Origin of the sequence: Leptolyngbya sp. GGD (assembly GCF_026735145.1) — a bacterium.
Classification (GTDB): domain Bacteria; phylum Cyanobacteriota; class Cyanobacteriia; order Leptolyngbyales; family Leptolyngbyaceae; genus Leptolyngbya; species Leptolyngbya boryana.
The window spans coordinates 723,167-740,645 of record NZ_JAPQKE010000003.1; the positions used below are offsets into that span (position 1 = coordinate 723,167).

At 48.0% G+C, this 17,479-nt stretch carries 13 protein-coding genes and 1 tRNA gene; 6 read left to right on the forward strand and 8 right to left on the reverse strand.

All coding sequences use genetic code 11. The features are described 5' to 3' along the window. Positions 1 to 355: 355 nt before the first annotated feature. Complete coding sequence (locus OU814_RS18470) at positions 356 to 544, reverse strand: hypothetical protein (RefSeq protein WP_268184655.1); 189 nt, start codon at positions 542 to 544, stop codon at positions 356 to 358. Between the two features lie 125 nt (positions 545 to 669). Between OU814_RS18470 and OU814_RS18475 the strand changes: the two genes are divergently transcribed. Next, positions 670 to 1,533 (forward strand): pentapeptide repeat-containing protein, encoded by an 864-nt coding sequence (locus OU814_RS18475; RefSeq protein WP_268184656.1) that lies wholly within the window; start codon positions 670 to 672, stop codon positions 1,531 to 1,533. Positions 1,534 to 1,640: 107 nt separating this feature from the next. Here OU814_RS18475 and OU814_RS18480 read toward each other — a convergent pair whose 3' ends face one another. Next, entirely contained in the window at positions 1,641 to 1,844 is a 204-nt protein-coding gene (locus OU814_RS18480; RefSeq protein WP_268184657.1) for a hypothetical protein, read from the reverse strand. A 579-nt stretch (positions 1,845 to 2,423) separates the two neighbouring features. Here OU814_RS18480 and OU814_RS18485 point away from each other — a divergent pair. Next, positions 2,424 to 4,412 carry a GAF domain-containing protein gene (locus OU814_RS18485; RefSeq protein ID WP_268184658.1) on the forward strand — a complete coding sequence of 663 codons (1,989 nt, stop codon included), beginning with the start codon at positions 2,424 to 2,426 and terminating at the stop codon, positions 4,410 to 4,412. Between the two features lie 257 nt (positions 4,413 to 4,669). On the opposite strand, the gene OU814_RS18490 is transcribed toward OU814_RS18485, so the two are convergent. From OU814_RS18490 to topA, 3 genes are all read right to left on the reverse strand, one after another. After that, complete coding sequence (locus OU814_RS18490; protein ID WP_268184659.1) at positions 4,670 to 4,972, reverse strand: hypothetical protein; 303 nt, start codon at positions 4,970 to 4,972, stop codon at positions 4,670 to 4,672. Positions 4,973 to 5,516: 544 nt separating this feature from the next. Further along, positions 5,517 to 5,590: transfer RNA gene (locus OU814_RS18495), tRNA-Pro, on the reverse strand. A gap of 105 nt (positions 5,591 to 5,695) precedes the next feature. After that, positions 5,696 to 8,404, reverse strand: coding sequence for a type I DNA topoisomerase (topA, locus tag OU814_RS18500; RefSeq protein WP_190652868.1), 2,709 nt, complete (start codon positions 8,402 to 8,404; stop codon positions 5,696 to 5,698). 541 nt (positions 8,405 to 8,945) lie between these two features. Here topA and OU814_RS18505 point away from each other — a divergent pair. Continuing rightward, positions 8,946 to 10,532 carry an NAD(P)H-quinone oxidoreductase subunit N gene (locus OU814_RS18505; RefSeq protein WP_017288220.1) on the forward strand — a complete coding sequence of 529 codons (1,587 nt, stop codon included), beginning with the start codon at positions 8,946 to 8,948 and terminating at the stop codon, positions 10,530 to 10,532. Between the two features lie 79 nt (positions 10,533 to 10,611). Here OU814_RS18505 and OU814_RS18510 read toward each other — a convergent pair whose 3' ends face one another. Next, complete coding sequence (locus OU814_RS18510; protein WP_268184660.1) at positions 10,612 to 12,834, reverse strand: CHASE2 and HATPase_c domain-containing protein; 2,223 nt, start codon at positions 12,832 to 12,834, stop codon at positions 10,612 to 10,614. Beyond that, positions 12,815 to 13,645, reverse strand: coding sequence for a FecR family protein (locus OU814_RS18515; protein WP_017288222.1), 831 nt, complete (start codon positions 13,643 to 13,645; stop codon positions 12,815 to 12,817). Before OU814_RS18515 ends, OU814_RS18510 begins: the two co-directional genes overlap by 20 nt. Positions 13,646 to 13,720: 75 nt before the next feature. Between OU814_RS18515 and OU814_RS18520 the strand changes: the two genes are divergently transcribed. The 3 genes from OU814_RS18520 to OU814_RS18530 all read left to right on the forward strand — a co-directional run bounded on the left by OU814_RS18520 (position 13,721) and on the right by OU814_RS18530 (position 17,054). After that, a complete protein-coding gene (locus OU814_RS18520) occupies positions 13,721 to 15,682 on the forward strand; it encodes an FAD-dependent oxidoreductase (protein ID WP_268184661.1) in 1,962 nt (653 codons plus the stop codon). Between the two features lie 11 nt (positions 15,683 to 15,693). Continuing rightward, positions 15,694 to 16,410: a Uma2 family endonuclease gene (locus OU814_RS18525; protein ID WP_268184662.1), complete on the forward strand. Its 717-nt coding sequence runs from the start codon at positions 15,694 to 15,696 to the stop codon at positions 16,408 to 16,410. A 65-nt stretch (positions 16,411 to 16,475) separates the two neighbouring features. Further along, positions 16,476 to 17,054, forward strand: a complete 579-nt coding sequence (locus OU814_RS18530; protein WP_017288225.1) for a Uma2 family endonuclease — start codon at positions 16,476 to 16,478, stop codon at positions 17,052 to 17,054. Here OU814_RS18530 and OU814_RS18535 read toward each other — a convergent pair. After that, positions 17,051 to 17,431: a hypothetical protein gene (locus OU814_RS18535; protein ID WP_268184663.1), complete on the reverse strand. Its 381-nt coding sequence runs from the start codon at positions 17,429 to 17,431 to the stop codon at positions 17,051 to 17,053. The two genes, OU814_RS18530 and OU814_RS18535, sit on opposite strands and share 4 nt — an antisense overlap. Positions 17,432 to 17,479 lie beyond the last annotated feature (48 nt).

Here is a 17,479-nt window from a genome sequence, read left to right on the forward strand (position 1 = left end):
ACACCTCTAACTCACAGACAAGCGAAGGTGGTCAGTCCCAACAGCCATCGCAACCTTCCAAGCCAGCTTATCCTGCTTCGCCTCCCTTGTCACAGGAGCCGCCCCCAGGTGCGACAGGCAATGAAAGAAATGATGGACAATAGCTTTCTATCTCAAAACACAGGATGTCATCGATTTCTGTGTTGAGGCTGTAAGCAGCAAAAAGCGAGATCGATGAATTATCGATCTCGCTTTTTTGGGATTTGTAAAGTCTCAGATGCAACTGGTGCAAATAGACCGAGAACGATCGCAGATGAAAGCAGTAATTTCTTCATGGTTTAAAGGCAGCGCATTGCCCGTTTAGAATTCCCAACGCTCAGCGATCGCACTCGGAGCCGTAGAGGATCGTTCTTGTGCCAGATCGAGAGAATCGAGCGCACCAATATCCATCGGCTAGCCAGACGCGCGCCGGATAATGGGCAAGACAGCCCCCCACAATGAGCACGATCGTTAAAGGAATGCTGATTGCCAAAGCTGGAATCAAAACACTCGGTCTTGAGGGCATTAGAGCGAAAACTGTTGCCCTAATGTGATATTACTGGCAAATAATTTTCAGAAGTTTACATAACCTATTGATCGTGTTGAAGTAATATCTTTTTTTAACTGGGGCTAATCCCAACAAATGGGTCGATGTTTATTGATTCAAACGTCATGCAGAGTTCATCCATCACCAACGAATTTTTCATTCGTCCGAATGTAGATCTACAGATTGGAGACGAGGATTACCTCGTGGCTGTTAAGTTATCGGCAGAGAACCTCAAGGAAAGATGGCAAACTCCTGAAGGACGAATTATTCTTGAGCGATGGAAAGCCAACGCTTATCAGAGAAAGACTTTAGACAACCTCGTCGGTAAATATTATGGACACACAGATTTAAGAGGGATTGATCTATCGGCACAAGACTTAAGCGGAGCCGACTTGAGTAATGTTGATCTTTTTGCAGCCAATCTTGAAAATGCGATTCTGCAAAACTCTAACCTAATGAACAGCTATTTATCAGAAGCGAATATCAAAGGAACTTGCTTCAACTGGGCAAAAATGGATGACGTTCTAATTGATAACGTCAAATACAGCAACAGCACTAGCTTTATTGGTGTTCGATTAAACAAAATCGATTTTAATTTATCAGAACTATTACAAGATTTTGCATATAGCCAGCAAAGAATTATTGCACTAAAACGAAAATACCCTAGACTTGCAGGGTTTCTTAGAATTACGTGCGACTACGGGCGTTCCTTCCCCCTATTCCTGACATGGTGTAGTGGCATTATTTTGCTGTTTAGTGCTTTGTACTGCATTATTCCAGGTACGCTCAATCACTCCGGTTTTTGGAGTAGCTTCTTTTTCTCTTTCATGACCTTTACAAGTGCTGATAGTGGTATTGAAGCTGCTTCAGTTGTGGGACAAGGATTAGCGATGCTTGAGTCTGCTCTTGGCTATCTGATGACTGGTTTGTTAGTCGCCATCTTGGTAAAAAGAACGATTGGAGATTAGCTGACTCAGCAAAACCTGATATGTGATTCTGGTTCTGCATCCCTCTATAGAAGACCTGGAGATCAGATCTAACCGAGTAATGGATTTGCTCAGAATCTCCGAACCGGCTAACGATCGCACTCGGAGCCGTAGAGGACTTTCCCTGATCCATCTGGAGAAAAGCTGACGCACCATTCCCCATCCGCCAGCCAGATCCGCAACGGGTGGTGGATAAATTTGCCGTAGATGAAGGCGAGAACCACGATAGCCAGGGATAAGATCACAACCCCTTGAGCTACTTTCCAGGGTCGGGCTGTCCATTGATTTTCCATTGGCGCAAATCTTGAGGGAACGGGCTTAGGGTTCCCAGACGTGGAGTTCGTCGATCTCGGACTTCTAATCTCTAGTCAAGTGTGTGTTAGAACCGCACTATAAGACTTCCAGCTATTAAAATCAGCGCGATCGTGCTCCTGCAGCTTTCAACTTCGCCATGCGATCTTTAACCCTCTTGAGGTGATCGTTTCCCAAGCTTTTCATTATCAAATAAGACCCCTCGATAGGCGCAAGTGTTTACGAGGGGTTAATTCGTGGAATAAATAATGAGGAGGCTCCGAGGAGTTCTTGTTGTGACGGATAACTCTTAGGGCTGGGCTTTCCTCCCTCTTAAGGTAATGTGTCGGCAAACACGATCTCGATACAAATCGATCTGTGTTAGAGAGTAGCCTTCAAGAAACAGGTTGTGCCCGTTGCTGAAAATTGCAGCGGGTTTTCTCATTGGAGGAGAGTAAAGGACTTTAGATAATTAGGAGAGCAAGCTATGAAGAAATATATTTGTACAGTTTGCAGCTACACTTTTTCTGGGTCTTGAGGGAATCTTACAAGGAAAATAAAATCCCATTCTGATCGACCTCATGTGCTCTTTTTCCACCTCTTCTAGTGACACCTCAATCGACTTAAATCTGGCAATCTCTCAACCTGTCTTCACAGAGATTAACCCCCAAACGGCAATCACCCAATTGAGTCAGTGGGCACTCTCCACTCCAGCATTAGACTCGCTGTTTGAGCAAGTTGCCCAGTTAATTGCAAAGACTTTAAAAGTTTCCTACAGTGCGATTTGGCGAGTGCTTTCGGATCAACAATCGTTCAGGCGTGTAGCTTGCAGCCTGAATTTCATCTCAGGAGAGCCGACAGCAGAAATGACGGAGTTCCATCTCCCCACGCACTCTCCGCTCTTACAAGAGGGTGCATTCCTCATCCACGCCACTCAAAGTAGTACAGTTCGGGATCTGCCTTTTCCATCTCCACCAGATAGCCAGGGTGGAATTGTGTTGAGGATTCAGGGGCGGCATCAATTGCTGGGAGCGATTGAGGTGTATTCTGATGAACCTCGTCAATTTTCTGAAGACGAAGTGCATTTTCTCCAAACCGTCGCCAGTATTCTCGGCTCCGCGATCGAGCGAAACGCTTCCGAAGCCCTGATCGCAACCCAAAGTCAGGTGTTGGAGTTGATTGCTGATGGAGCCGAACTCAAGGAAATTTTCAATCGATTGTGTGAATTATTGGAACAGGAATTACCCAGTGCCTATTGTTCCATTTTGGTCGTTGATCCCCAAGAAAACCGTTTGAGATCTGGGGCTGCTCCAACCCTCCCACCTAAGTATGCTCAAGGGGTGGACGGGTTGATGATTGGTGCATGTTCCGGCTCTTGTGGAACGGCTGCGTATCGAGGGGAATCTGTCTTTGTGAACGATATTGCCACGGATCCACTGTGGTCAAATTTTCGGGATTTTGCCCTAGGTCATGGCATTCGTGCCTGCTGGTCATCGCCCTTCTTATCGGCTGAAGGGCAAGTCTTAGGCACCTTTGCCCTGTCTCATCAAGTTGCCTGCCAACCGACCCCCTATCATCAGGAAGTTCTGAAGACGGCGGTCAACCTTGCCAGCATTGCCACAGAATCTTCGCGTCGAGCAGCGGCACTCAAAACAGCGAACTTGGAGTTAGAGCACCGAGTAGAGGTCCGTACAGCTGAATTGAGTTCGACGCTGCAACGACTCCAGCAAACCCAGGCTCAACTGATTCAAGCAGAAAAAATGTCTGGATTAGGGCAAATGGTGGCTGGGGTTGCTCATGAAATTAATAATCCTGCAACCTTTATTGCGGGCAATCTTCCTCATGCGAAGGAGCATTTTGAAGACCTCCTGAATCTCCTCAAAGCGTATCAGTCCGATTTCCCTGAGCCTAGAGAGGCAGTGTTAGCCCACCTAGAGACGACTGAGCTAGAGTTTCTAATGGAAGATTTGCCGCAGGTTCTGAAAGGAATGGAGTCAGGCTGCGATCGCATCATCAATATTGTTCAAGGACTCCGTAACTTTTCTCGGTTGGATGAGGCAGACCTCAAAGCTGTCAACCTGCATGAAGGCATTGAGAATACGCTGATGATCCTCAATCATCGTTTAGCAGCTTCAGGACAACACCCTGAAATTCAACTCCTGAAACAGTACGGCGATCTCCCCTTAGTCAGCTGCTATGCCAATCAACTTAATCAGGTGTTTATGAATCTCTTGAGTAACACGATCGATGCGCTATCCTCTCAAGCTTTACACGCAAATCCTAACTTCTCCCCTTGGATTCGCATCACCACAGAACGGGCAGGAACCGACCGGGTTCAGATCAAAATTGCAGATAATGGGATTGGTATTCCTCCCGAGATTCAAACTCGTATTTTTGACCCCTTCTACACCACGAAGCCCATAGGACAGGGAACAGGCTTAGGGCTTGCGATTAGCTACCAAATCGTGACGGAAAAGCACCAGGGCAAACTCTACTGCCACTCAACCCCTGGTCAGGGTGCTGAATTTGTCATTGAGCTGCCGATTCACCAGGGCGGTGTGAGTAAATGAGCAGGTAGAACGTCGGTTCGCTCGCCCGACAGTCCTGGATCGAACGGCAGTGGGATGATTTTTGCCCATTCGTGTAGAAACGTGCTGTAGATTCAGGACTCGAGCGATCGTCAATCCTGCTACTCTGCCAGAATCCTCAAGTGACCAGCCCAAGGGTTTAAGCCAGAATCAGCTATGCCGCGATCGTCGTTCAGTGGATGCAGGCTCACAATCCATCAAGTCATTTTTTCCATTGGCGCAAACTTGAGAGAACGGGCTTAGGGTTGCCCTGCTGTGCCTGAAGATTTGCGCAACGCTTCCCGATGCCGCCGCCGAAGGGACTTCACAAGGTTGCGAAAATCCTCGGTTAACTCAGGTTCCTCCCAGTATTCAGGAATCAGCCTTAGTTGAAAATTCACCCATTCATACGAGGCTTCATCTTCGCTATAGTTTCTAGCGGCGTAGAGAGCGGTGGCGATCGCGTTTCTAATCATGGGGTTGAGTTCCTGCATTTGTGCATCGCTCAGATATTTGCAATGAAAGTCTTCCATCTCGTTGCGGACAGCCATCGCAATCAGCATCGCTAGGTTTTTTGTGCTTTTTAGTAATCGAGGGCGCTTTTTTGTCATCGCTGAGTATCTACTGAGATTGATCTCATATTAATCATGAGCGCTTCTCAAGCGAAAAAGCCCATCAGATCGCTGATCGCATCGCTCTGCCCAAAATCTCTAAGTCACTAGCCCAAGTATTACCGCCAGAATCAGCCATGCCGCGATCGTCGTTGGCGCAGGTGTTGGCTCAAAATTCATCACTAAATCCCCGTTCTCTCTGATTTCCTCCACTGCTGCTGGGGGAGGGGGTTAGGATTCTCAGTTTGGATTTGTCGATCGCGCTTCGTCAAGAGTATGTGTTAGAACCGCGCTATAAGACTTCTGGCTATTAAAAACAGTTTCTAGCATGAACAAAAAGAGACGGTATTTGTCTTGGTGTTCATAGGTTTCAATGGGTATCAATTCCCCTTTAAGGCTGTGAACACGCTCAAATATCGCGCTTCTCCTTATTTAGTTGTGTTTCGGTTTTAGGGCTGGTTTAGGGCTGAGTCCTATAGCCAAACTCTGAAACCAATCGGGATGACAGGATTTGAACCTGCGGCATCCTGCTCCCAAAGCAGGCGCGCTACCAAGCTGCGCTACATCCCGTAACAGACTCGAACTAGTATAGCGTAATCCTCGCGCAATAAATCTGTTTTTCTCAATGAATTTTGAATTTCGGAGCGCGATCGTTAACGATCGCGCTCTAGTTCTCTATTCGCTTGTCTTGACGCGCTTGCTGGTGCCAGTCGATTTCTTAGCTGCAGCAGCTTTTGTCGTGGTTTTCTTGGTCGTGGTTTTGGTTGCGCGCTTCGCGGTTGTTTTCTTCGCGGTCGTCGTTTCTGATTTCTTCTTCGATCGCGTTGTCTTTTTCGTTCCTGCTTTCGCTGCTAATGCCTCGACTGCAACATCCATCGTGATCTCTTCGACCGTCTGACCTTCCGGTAAAGAAGCATTCACCTTGCCGTGCTTGAGATACGGACCATAGGGTCCTTCATAGATATTGACTGGCTCTCCATCATTCGGATGTGCCCCCAACTCCCGAAGCGGTTTGGCTGCTGCACGCTTGCCGCGAACGGCTTTGGGTTCGGCAAATAGCTCTAAAGCCCGTTCCAGCGTAATCGTTACCACATCATCTGGGGCTTTAATCGATCGATAATCCTTCTTCGGCTTACCGTCTTCGTCTTTGCCCAAGTCATGCACAATATACGGTCCAAACCGTCCCAGTGACGCTTGAATTTTGCGACCCGTTTCGGGATGAACTCCCAGAGTCCGGGGCAACGTTAACAAGCCCAACGCCATTTCCATCGTCACTTCTTCAGGCTTGACCTTCGGAGGAACCGAAACATTCTTCGGTTTCGGATTCTCTTCAGTCTTGTCGCCAAGCTGAATGTAATGCCCGTAAGGTCCCAATTTGACGTAGATCGGTTCTCCCGTTTCAGGATGCGATCCCAGCTTGTTCGGTCCTTTCAGCAGAGTCTCGACCTGAGCAGGATGGAGATCAGCAGGCGGCAGATCTCTGGGCAAATTGACATTGCCATTCTCAGACTCGATATAGGCTCCGGTTCGGCTGATCCGAATTTTGGTTCCGAGATCGTCTAGATGAATCGTGCGGGCTTCCTTGGGATCGATATTGCTATCGCGCTCTTTGACTTGAGTCTCTAACCCTTGATCCCCAGAGTAGAACTGAGTCAAATACGGCAGCCAATCGACTTCCCCAGCGGCAATATCGTCTAAGGTTTGCTCCATTTTGGAAGTGAACCGCAAATCGACAATATCGGGGAAATGCCTTTCCAATAAATCGACCACCGCAAAAGCCGTGAAGGTCGGAACAAGCGTATTGCCAACCAGATGCGCGTACCCTTTGCGCTCATCGGTGATCGTGCCAATAATGCTGGCATAGGTCGAAGGACGACCGATTCCCTCACTTTCTAGAGTTTTCACCAGCGATGCTTCGGTGAATCTCGCAGGAGGTTGGGTTTCATGTCCGATCGCTTCTAGATTTCGGCAGTTCGGATGATCTCCAGCTCGCATCGGTGGCAAGATGATTTCTTGGTTCTCGATCGCAGCATTCGGATCGTCTGATCCTTCAACATAGGCGCGGAAGAAGCCCGGAAAATCAATGCGTTTGCCGCTAGCTCGGAAACCCGCATCTTCGACTTGAATTTGCGCTGTAACTTGAGTTTGCCGCGCATCTGCCATTTGAGTGGCAACGGTACGTTTCCAGATCAAATCGTAGAGTTTTAACTCTCGATCTTTTAATCCGGTCTGTTTCGGAGTGCGGAACGTGCTGCCTGCCGGACGAATCGCTTCGTGCGCTTCCTGTGCGCCTTTGCTCTTGGTCGTGTATTGGCGAGGAGATGGGCTGAGATACTCTGCCCCATACATTTCTTCAACACAACTGCGGGTAGCCGCGATCGCTTGTTGGGACAAGTGCACCGAGTCCGTCCGCATATAGGTGATATACCCTTGCTCATACAGACTTTGAGCCGTTCGCATCGTGTCGCGAGCAGACAGCCCTAATTTACGGTTCGCTTCCTGTTGCAGGGTTGAGGTCGTAAACGGAGGTGAAGGCTTGCGAGTGACCGGACGTTCTTCGAGATCCGAAACAGTCCAGGTTTTCCCATCTAAGCGAGCTTGTAATGCTCTCGCTTCCTCTTCACTTAACAGCACAACGTTTCGACCTGCGGCAACTTGCCCGGTTGATTCGTCAAAATCTGCACCAGTTGCAAGTTTTCGACCTGCTAAGGTCACGAGTTTTGCTTCAAATTCTTGCCGGGAATCAGCTTCGATCGCGAGCAGTGCTTTGAGATCCCAATACGCGCCTTTTCTGAACGCACGACGTTGCCGCTCTCGATTCACCAGCAGACGCACAGCAACAGACTGAACCCGTCCTGCCGAAAGTCCATAGGCGATCTTTTTCCACAAGAGCGGCGACAGTGTGTAACCGACTAAGCGATCAAGAATTCGTCTGGTTTCTTGCGCCCGCACGAGTCTTACGTCAATATCGCGGCAGTTCTCGATCGCGCTGTGAATCGCTTCTTCTGTAATTTCGTGAAACACCATTCGCTTCACGGGCACTTTCGGCTTGAGCAATTGAAGTAAGTGCCAGCTAATACTTTCACCCTCGCGGTCTTCGTCAGTCGCCAGCAATAACTCGTCCGCTTCTTTCAAAGCGTCCTTTAAAGTCTTCACAACCTTTGATTTATCTTTTGGCACCAGATAAATTGGCTCAAACCCTGCCTCAACATCGACACCGAGTTCTCTAACACGCTTGTCCTTAATGGAATCAGGCACGTCGCTGGTCGATTGGGGCAAATCGCGGACATGACCCATTGATGCCTCAACGCGGAAATCACGAGGCAAATAATTGCGGATGGTGCGAGCTTTCGTCGGGGATTCGACAATAACAAGAGTTGGCATGAGTCTGTCTAACTAGAAATCGCGGGTCAACAAGGATTCGCACTGAGTGTCTGTATTGCTATCAATATCACTCAATTTGCTCGATCGGGAATACGGAAAACCAACCTGAGGGGTCGTGCAGGCTGTAAAGCTCAAGATTTGAGTTACAGACGCGACATCGTGGAAACCAGCCTGCTTCTAACTTATAACCATACCCAACTGCACAAATTGATTCACTATATAAATAATCAAGATTCAGAAGACTGGCTAAAGTTCGGGGAGCAAACACCTAAGTTTTAGACTGTAGACTATTCGTTCGCAATCGTCCATCTTTTCTGATGGATTAAGTCTTTCTTCAGAGGGTTGCACGATCAATATAGACCAAAGTTGATAGATGGATCTCGTGATCCCAATTGCGGCTTTGGGCAAAGAACTCGGATTTGACGAAAACCAAGTTGCATCCCACGTTAAAATCCCTAACAGGTGAAGTATTCGTTTGCTTCAAATAAAAGTGCGACTAGCATAAATTTTTGTTAATTCCTGCTCATACGGACTCCGTGCTATGGATTTTGCTTCTCTTGCGGCTCAACTGAATGCCGGAACGATCCTGCCAGAACTGATTGTGATCGTAACGTTACTCACTGTGATGGTGGGTGATCTCATTGTGGGACGACAAAATTCCGCAAAATGGACACCCTATGTCGCGGTGGGTGGCTTATTGACGGCGACAGGTGCGCTGTTTACCCTCTGGGATAGTCCGAACCCGATCGGATTTATTGGCGAATTTAATAGCGATGCCCTCAGTATCGTGTTTCGGGGAATTGTCGCACTTTCGGCGGCAGTGACGATTCTGATGTCCGTTCGCTATGTCGAGCAGTCTGGAACGGCTCTGGCAGAGTTTATTACAATTCTGCTGACCGCAACGGTGGGCGGTATGTTTCTGGCTGGGTCGGATGAATTTGTGGCAGTTTATGTTTCGTTGGAAACGCTCAGTATCGCGTCTTATTTGCTGACGGGGTATACAAAGCGCGATCCGCGATCGAATGAAGCTGCGCTGAAATATTTATTAATTGGTGCGTCGAGTTCGGCGATTTTCCTATACGGCGCGTCGCTGCTGTATGGATTGTCCGGCGGCGAAACAAAATTATCGACGATCGCGGAAAAGATTTCACTCGCTGGATTGGATAACTCGATTGGGTTAGTGATTGCGTTGGTATTTGCGATCGCGGGGATCGCATTCAAAATTGCGGCAGTTCCATTCCACCAATGGACGCCTGACGTATATGAAGGATCGCCCACGCCCGTTGTTGCTTTTCTATCGGTTGGATCGAAGGCGGCTGGATTTGCGTTGGCGATTCGGTTATTAGTCACTGCATTCCCGCAAGTGACCGAGCAGTGGCATTTGGTGATGACGACGCTCGCGATTCTGAGTATGGTGCTTGGAAACGTCGTTGCCTTGGCACAGACGAGTATGAAACGCCTGTTAGCATATTCGTCGATCGGTCAAGCTGGATTTGTGATGATCGGGTTAGTGATCGGCTCGGATGCCGGATACGCCAGCATGATCTTCTACTTGATGATTTATCTGTTCATGAACTTGGGTGCGTTTACTTGTATCATTCTGTTCTCGCTCCGCACGGGCACAGACCAGATCAGTGAGTACTCGGGCTTGTATCAGAAAGATCCGCTCTTGACCTTGGCGTTGAGCATCTGTCTGCTGTCGCTCGGTGGGATTCCACCCTTAGCTGGCTTCTTTGGGAAGTTGTACTTGTTCTGGGCAGGTTGGCAGGCCGGAGCTTATCCGCTGGTGATTTTGGGCTTGGTCACCAGTGTCATCTCGATTTACTACTACATTCGAGTGGTGAAGATGATGGTCGTCAAAGAGCCACAAGAAATGTCAGAAGCGGTGAAGAATTATCCGCCGATCGCTTGGAATTTGCCTGGATTGCGTCCGTTGCAGGTTGGATTGATTCTGACTTTGGTGGCAACTTCGATCGCTGGAATTCTCTCGAATCCGCTGTTTACGTTGGCAAATGATTCAGTTACCAAAACACCAATGTTGCAGCAGGCGTTGACCAAAACACGCCCGATCGCGCAGGGAGTCGAGCAGAAAACCGCTGAATTGCCGCAACCGGAAATTCACAGTTAGACCGACTTGTGATTTAACGCGGTTCGCCTGATCGACACACTGATCAGGCGATTTTTTATGACTGCTTTGAATCTCGGCTTCACTCGCTTTTAAATCTGACAATAAAAATTGTCCAATTCGGTTCAGACTTTAGTTCGATCTTGCCTTGCAACGATTCAACTAAGCATCTCACTAATGCCAGCCCTAAGCCTGACCCGCCCTGTTTCCAAGGATCAGCATTGGGAACCCGATAAAATCGCTCGAAGATTTTATCGATCGCTTCATCAGGAATCTCAATGCCAGAATTCTCGACTCGAAATTCAATCCAGGGTGCAATCCACTCCGCGCTGACAACAATCTGTTCATTTGGAGGTGTGTATTTGCAGGCGTTATTGATCAATTCAACGAGAACTCTTTCTACAGCAGCTCGATCGCAATTCAATATCGGAAGACTAGGATCAATAATCACATTGAACTCTTGCTGTCGGGTTTCTGTGCGCCGATAAAACGGCTCTAGCAGCGTCGGTAGCCAGGTTTGAAGTTCGATCGATGTGGATTGCAAGGGCTGCTGCCCAGACTCGATTCGCTGCAAATCTAATAAACCATTGACTAAATCTGATTCTCGATTACATTCGTTTTCTAAAATTTGCAGATAATGCTCTTTCTGGGTTTCAGTGCTCGCGATCTTGAGCAATTGAATTGCCATTTTCATATTCGTGAGCGGGGTGCGCAACTCGTGAGAGACTGTGCTCAAAAATTCATCTTTCAGTTCACTGAGTTGATTGAGTTCTTGAATTTGATCGCCTAGATTGAGTTCGATCGCTTTGCGAATGGTGATGTCTTCTAGCGAAACTAAAACACCATCGGTCTGCACACTCAGCGGTTCAACTTGTAAACGAAACCACTTTTGCTGATAAAACTTTTCGACGAAAACAGTATGGGGCTGCTCTAAAACTTGCTGCCACTGCTCCAAACACAGCCATTCTGGAACCAAAATCGCTTCGAGTGCTTGATCAATCTCGACATGGAGCAGCGAAGTCGCGATCTCATTACAAAACCAAACTTGCCCCCTTAAATCGGCTGCAATTAGCCCGATCGCTAAACTATGTGTGATTGCCTGTTGAGTCAATTGTGCTTGTCCCAGTTGGTCGGCTAGCGTCGTGAGTTGAGTAATCTCACGAATAGAAGTCGCTTCGGGAACGGGACGAGTCACAACTGTCGTCTGATAGCGTTGCTGAAGTTGATCAACTTGCTGTCTGAGAGCAGCATTCATGCGCGATCGCTCGATCAAGGCAGTCGCAATGGTACTACTGACCACTAACCCAATCGGTAGCGCAACGGGCAGTAAGTAATTCGCTTGCAGTGCGGTGACACTGCCCCCAATCCAACCCGCGATCGCAAAACCTGCGATCGCCACCTGTATGCCAGTTCGGTAAAAGCTTAAGAGAATGCTAAATCCAACTCCGCCGATCGCAAAAATTAAGAGCGTAATCACCGGATGACGCATCGAGTGCACCGGATTGCCTTGCAAAACGTTATCGATCAACGTTGCTTGCAAATGGACTCCACTAGCAAGCGGATAGCGATTGAACGGAGTGGGAACCGCATCCATTCCAGTCGCCGTCATTCCCACGATCACGATTTTGTCTCGGAAAGCTGAATCTGGGACATCGCCTTGGACGACGCTTGCGAAGGAATATTGTTGGATCTGATCAGCGCGTCCTACCCAATTGAGCCAAATCGGGTGGCTGAGATCAGGCATCGCGATCGCGGCTTGCATCATCGAATACGACATGACTGTCGCAATCCCAAATGCTAAAGTCCCGTTGATTTGGGGTTGGATGGCTCGGGTCATGCCATCCGTATCTGCCCAGATGCGAATATGACCACTTGCGACGGCTGCATCTCTCAGTTCTGGAATCGGCAAGAGCGGCTGTCCAGATTCATCTTCGGCTTGAGCGAGTACGACTCGCTTCGATTTCAGCATCGCTTGGGCAAAGGCGGCATCATCTGGACTCGACTCTGAAAATAAAAGATCGAACGCGATGATACTCGCATCAGCTTGAGTGAGACGATCGAGCAAATCAGCATAACGGCTTCTTTTCCAAGGAAATTGTCCGAATTGTTTGATGCTTGGCTCATCAATTTTGATTAAAACTAAGCGATCGTCCCATTTTCGTTCTCCTCGCAATTGAAATAGCGTCGAATATCCAATCTGTTCGAGGGGGCTGAGTAGACCGAAATGAAACAAGCTTGCCATCAGAATGGTGGCGATCGCACCTGGAAGAAAACGCCATCTCACCTCATCGGAGCGCCAGTTCATAGGATTGAGTTTTTCCCAATGGAGTAGTCACCGTTACATTGATCCGCAAAAATGAGCGCGCAAAAACTTCAGCGGTCGTAAACTGTCCATTGCGATCGGTCGATTGGGGCTGTCCATCAACGGTGACGACATTGACCGGATCAACTTGGCCAACCAGTTGAACCTTACGAATTCCTCGATCGATCGTTTTCACAAAGTTCGCTTTCAAACTCGGATCATCGCGAAGCGGAACTGCCGCAGAAGGAGGCTCTCCTGGAATCGTGAAATTCTGAAAGCCAGCAGGAACGGAGACTTCTGAGCCTTGTGCTGAAGTCATCACCGCGCCTTCAAGTGTTGCAACCCCAGTCTTGCCGTCGGGCTGTACAACTACGCCAAAGTCTGTTCCTCGAACCCCACTGATACCTGCAGGAGTCCGAATTTCTACTTCGGAGTTGGGACTAGTAAATCGCCGCAACTTGAGGCGAACTTGTCCCCGAGTCACATCTAAATGGGTAATGCGTCCATCATCCGCAGTTCTGTCCATGCGCCGAACTCTCAAATTTGTGTTCTCTAGCATATTAAGCACACCCACTCCCGTATCGAATAGGAGCGAAGCTGCTGATCGAGTGCCGGTCGTAACCCCATCGCCAACGGTTTCTAAGCGATCGCCTACTCTTGCCGCCCTAGTTGCAGACGCACGATTGTAGTTAACGGTTCCTGAAATTTGCTGAATGGCTAACCATCGCTCAACCCGCACATTCACAGGTTGGGCAGTAGCGATGGTTGGAATTAAGAGAGTGGAGAGAATGCAAGGAAAAAGGATGAATTTCATGAAAAAGATTCTTGCATATTTTGTAAATGTCGCCTAGTTTAGTTCAGTTAAAATTACATCTGAAAAGCTTTAGATATGAAATTATTCTTACGGTTGGGAATTGGAGCGAGTGTCATAGCACTATTTTCAATGTTCCGAGTAGAGGCTGCGACTTCACGCTCGATCGATCAAGAAGTAAATTGCGAAGTCGCGATCGTCGGTGGAGGACTGGCAGGAGTGGCAGCGAGCTACGAAGCGTTGAAAGCGGGACGAACAGTCTGCATGACCGAAATTACCGACTGGATCGGCGGACAAGTCTCGTCACAGGGAACTTCCGCTTTAGATGAGAAACCGACTCAGCGATCGCGATTACTTTTTCCACGCGGTTATGCTGAATTTCGCAAGCGCATTTTGGCGGAAAACCAAGGCAAAAATCCAGGTGCCTGTTGGGTGAGCTTGGTGTGCTTTATGCCCAAAGAAGGCGATGAAATTCTACGATCGCTGCTAAAAGAAGCAGAAAAAGAAGGCAAAGGAAAACTCTACTTTTTCCCGAATACCGTTGCAAAATCTCTGAGTGTCGAAGGCTCTGAAATTCGCTCGATTCGTGCGATTCAACACAGTCCCGCTCCGAACGCTCCACCTCTCAATACCTATCCTCTGTCTCAAACAATTCTCGATAGCTATACCGAAACAGATTCGCAACTGTTTCAGAAAAAGATCATTCGCTTCGTTCCGCCAAAATCGGGTCGCTGGTACGTACTAGATGCGACCGAGACGGGAGAGCTAGTTGCCCTGACAGATGTTCCGTATCGGTTAGGACTGGATGCGCGATCGTATCGCAATCCTTCGTCATCGAGCGAAACGGATTATGCCTACTGCCCCCAGGGCTATACTTACACCTTTGCAATGGAAGCGACGGCAACTCCTCAATCTGTGACGCCTCCTGATTTCTACCCTCGCTATGCTCAGTCTTATAGCTTTAACGATCAGCGCTATGCGGAAGCTCCTGAGCTAGTTTTTACTTATCGTCGAATTCGGAGTGTCGATCCAAAAGCGGGAAGTCGCGTGGTCAATCCGGGTGATATTTCCATGCAGAATTGGAACTGGGGCAATGACTATGCGCCTGGAACGAGTTTAGATAACTATTTGCTGTCGCGTGAGCAATTGCAATCGACTGGACAGCTTGCAGACTGGATGGGCGGGTTTCGGGTCAGTGGATTGCAGGGTGGTGAAGAACAAGCGATCGGCTTTTTTCACTGGTTCCATTCCGGCACAACGGATGCGAAACAACCGATTAAGAAGCCTGTCCCGAATCTGCGTTACTTGACGGGATTGGATTCGCCGATGGGAACTGTGCATGGATTGTCAAAGTATCCTTACATGCGAGAAGCGCGTCGAATTGTTGGGCGACCGTCTTATGGCTATCCGAACGGCTTCTTCATGGATGAAGTAACGGTATCGCGCAAAGATTTCAGCGATCGCTTTTACACGGAAAATCTTGATCCTGAGACGTTTCGGAATTTGTCAGTCTCGATCGCTGGATTGCGGACGATTGCCGTGATTCGAGGACAAGTTGAGCCGCAAACGGTGAAATCAAGAGGTCGATCGCACATCTATCCTGATAGTGTTGGGATCGGACATTATCCGCTCGATTTTCATCCTTGTATGGTTGAATCCCCACCTGAAAAGCCTGGAAATCAGGAGCGTCCTGGAGAGCGACAAGGTGCAGGTGAAACGTTTCCATTTCAGATTCCACTCCGAGCGATGATTCCCCAGAAGATCGATAATTTGATTGTGACTGGGAAAAGCATTGCGATGAGTCATATTGCGGCATCGGCGTATCGAGTGCATTCGATCGAATGGTCTGCGGGGGCAGCAGCGGGAACGACGGCAGCATTCTCACTCGAAACGGGAATTGCTCCGTATCAATTGGTGGAGAATTTACCCAATCCAAGTCCGAACTTGGAGAAATTGCAAAAGCGACTGAATGAGAATAACAATCCGACTGCTTTTCCGGGTACGACAATTCTGAATACCAATTGGCAGAACTGGAAGTAGGGAGGTTGAAAATGTGCGATCGCACTGAGAGATTCAGCGATCGTGCATTTTCACAAATCCTTCAACTCGGAAAGCCGATCGATAAAATTCACTTGCATTTCAGCGATCGAACTCCGAATAATTTCTCTGCTATAGTTCAGGAATACCGTCGCATTCTGGACAGGCTCATGGTACATCCTGCATTCATTGAGATTACCGACGAAGAACTGATGCAAATGAGTTCCAAAAATCCTGAACTGCGATTCGAGCGGAATGCAGACGGGAGTGTGGTGACAATGCCTCCAATGGGCGGACTTTCAGGAAATCGAGAAGCAAAAGCTGGTGCGTATCTTTTAGTTTATGTTGAGCGAAATGATTTAGGTGAAGTTTTTGGGCCGACGACTGGCTTTCGCTTATCAAACACTGCGGTAAGATCTCCCGATGCTGCGTTTGTTGCAAAAGATCGATTGCCCCAAAATTGGCGACAACAAGAAGATCAATTTATTGCTGTCGCACCTGATTTTGTGATTGAGATTCGATCGATAAGCGATTCACTCACAGAATTAAAAGCAAAAATGCAGGAATATATCGAAAACGGCGTGCGCTTAGGTTGGCTGATCGATTGTAAAAACAAAACGGCTTTTGTCTATCGTGCAGATGGTTCGGTGACACAATACCCCGAATCAGCAACCTTGAGTGGAGAAGATGTCATCCCAGGATTTACTTTGGCATTTCAGGTTTTTCTGTAAAACGTCGATCGCTTTATCGATCGCAGAATTAAGACAACGTTGAAAAGGTTCTCTTTACTCTACTCATGGTTGCCACTTCATCGACTTCTCAACCCAGACCCGCAAAAGTCATTCATCATCTGACCTGGAAGCAGTTTGAGGAACTCGATCGCTCTCTCGAAGATATTGCTGGTATCAAATTGATTTATCTGGATGGAACTGTTGAGGTTATGCCTGTTAGTGAAGAACACGAAGACTTTAAGGTGCTGTTTCGACGACTGTTAGAAACTTACTTTGAAGTCTTTGGGATTCGCTTTTATGGTCGGGGCAGCGCGACGATGGGCACAGAAGCGATCAAAGCCAGAAATGAGCCAGATGAAGCTTATAACTTGGAATATAAGAAGCCCCAACCTGATTTAGTGGTTGAAATCACCGTAACAAGTGGAGGTGTGAATAAGCTAGAAGTTTATCGTCGATTGGGAGTCTCGGAAGTTTGGTTTTGGGAAGATGGAACGCTTGAAATCTATCACCTTCGCGATCGTTATGAAAAAATAACGCAGAGCCAACTTTTGCCAGATTTCCCGATTGAGCTTTTCTGCCGCTACATGACTTACTATGACCAGTATGATGCTGTTCGGGAATTTCGAGCGGCACTGAAGCGCTAAAAAACTTCGTCTGCCTCCAACCATTTTGGATCGCTGATTGCTCGATCGAACTCTGCCTTACTGCCAAATCCAAGTGCTTCTGCTCGTGCAAAATTTGCAAGCTCCTCTTCATCCGTATCAGCAGGCTCCCAAATCGCGTCGATCATCCATTCCAGCCAGCTAGCAGGAGGTTTCCACTGGCGAAAGTATTCAATCTTCTCAGCTTCAGAGTAATCTTTTTCTTCCCACCAGTCTGACCACACCTCGATATGTGCTTCTCCACCGCCCATTCGCCAACAGAGGCTATACGGATGCTCGTTGAAGACAACCCAAGGAGGCGGAACGGTTCCGTACTCTGATTCAAGCTTGCGGATTGCTTCTAATTGCCATGCTTCCATAAACTTCTAGACCCGATTTTTACAAATTTGGATGAGAATAGATTGTAG

What these genes read in the sequence shown, in the direction of transcription:
- OU814_RS18470 (WP_268184655.1), bottom strand. Translation starts at nt 544, where the DNA reads ATGCCCTCAAGACCGAGTGTTTTGATTCCAGCTTTGGCAATCAGCATT.
- OU814_RS18475 (WP_268184656.1), top strand. Translation starts at nt 670, where the DNA reads ATGTTTATTGATTCAAACGTCATGCAGAGTTCATCCATCACCAACGAA.
- OU814_RS18480 (WP_268184657.1), bottom strand. Translation starts at nt 1,844, where the DNA reads ATGGAAAATCAATGGACAGCCCGACCCTGGAAAGTAGCTCAAGGGGTT.
- OU814_RS18485 (WP_268184658.1), top strand. Translation starts at nt 2,424, where the DNA reads ATGTGCTCTTTTTCCACCTCTTCTAGTGACACCTCAATCGACTTAAAT.
- OU814_RS18490 (WP_268184659.1), bottom strand. Translation starts at nt 4,972, where the DNA reads ATGCTGATTGCGATGGCTGTCCGCAACGAGATGGAAGACTTTCATTGC.
- topA (WP_190652868.1), bottom strand. Translation starts at nt 8,404, where the DNA reads ATGCCAACTCTTGTTATTGTCGAATCCCCGACGAAAGCTCGCACCATC.
- OU814_RS18505 (WP_017288220.1), top strand. Translation starts at nt 8,946, where the DNA reads ATGGATTTTGCTTCTCTTGCGGCTCAACTGAATGCCGGAACGATCCTG.
- OU814_RS18510 (WP_268184660.1), bottom strand. Translation starts at nt 12,834, where the DNA reads ATGAACTGGCGCTCCGATGAGGTGAGATGGCGTTTTCTTCCAGGTGCG.
- OU814_RS18515 (WP_017288222.1), bottom strand. Translation starts at nt 13,645, where the DNA reads ATGAAATTCATCCTTTTTCCTTGCATTCTCTCCACTCTCTTAATTCCA.
- OU814_RS18520 (WP_268184661.1), top strand. Translation starts at nt 13,721, where the DNA reads ATGAAATTATTCTTACGGTTGGGAATTGGAGCGAGTGTCATAGCACTA.
- OU814_RS18525 (WP_268184662.1), top strand. Translation starts at nt 15,694, where the DNA reads ATGTGCGATCGCACTGAGAGATTCAGCGATCGTGCATTTTCACAAATC.
- OU814_RS18530 (WP_017288225.1), top strand. Translation starts at nt 16,476, where the DNA reads ATGGTTGCCACTTCATCGACTTCTCAACCCAGACCCGCAAAAGTCATT.
- OU814_RS18535 (WP_268184663.1), bottom strand. Translation starts at nt 17,431, where the DNA reads ATGGAAGCATGGCAATTAGAAGCAATCCGCAAGCTTGAATCAGAGTAC.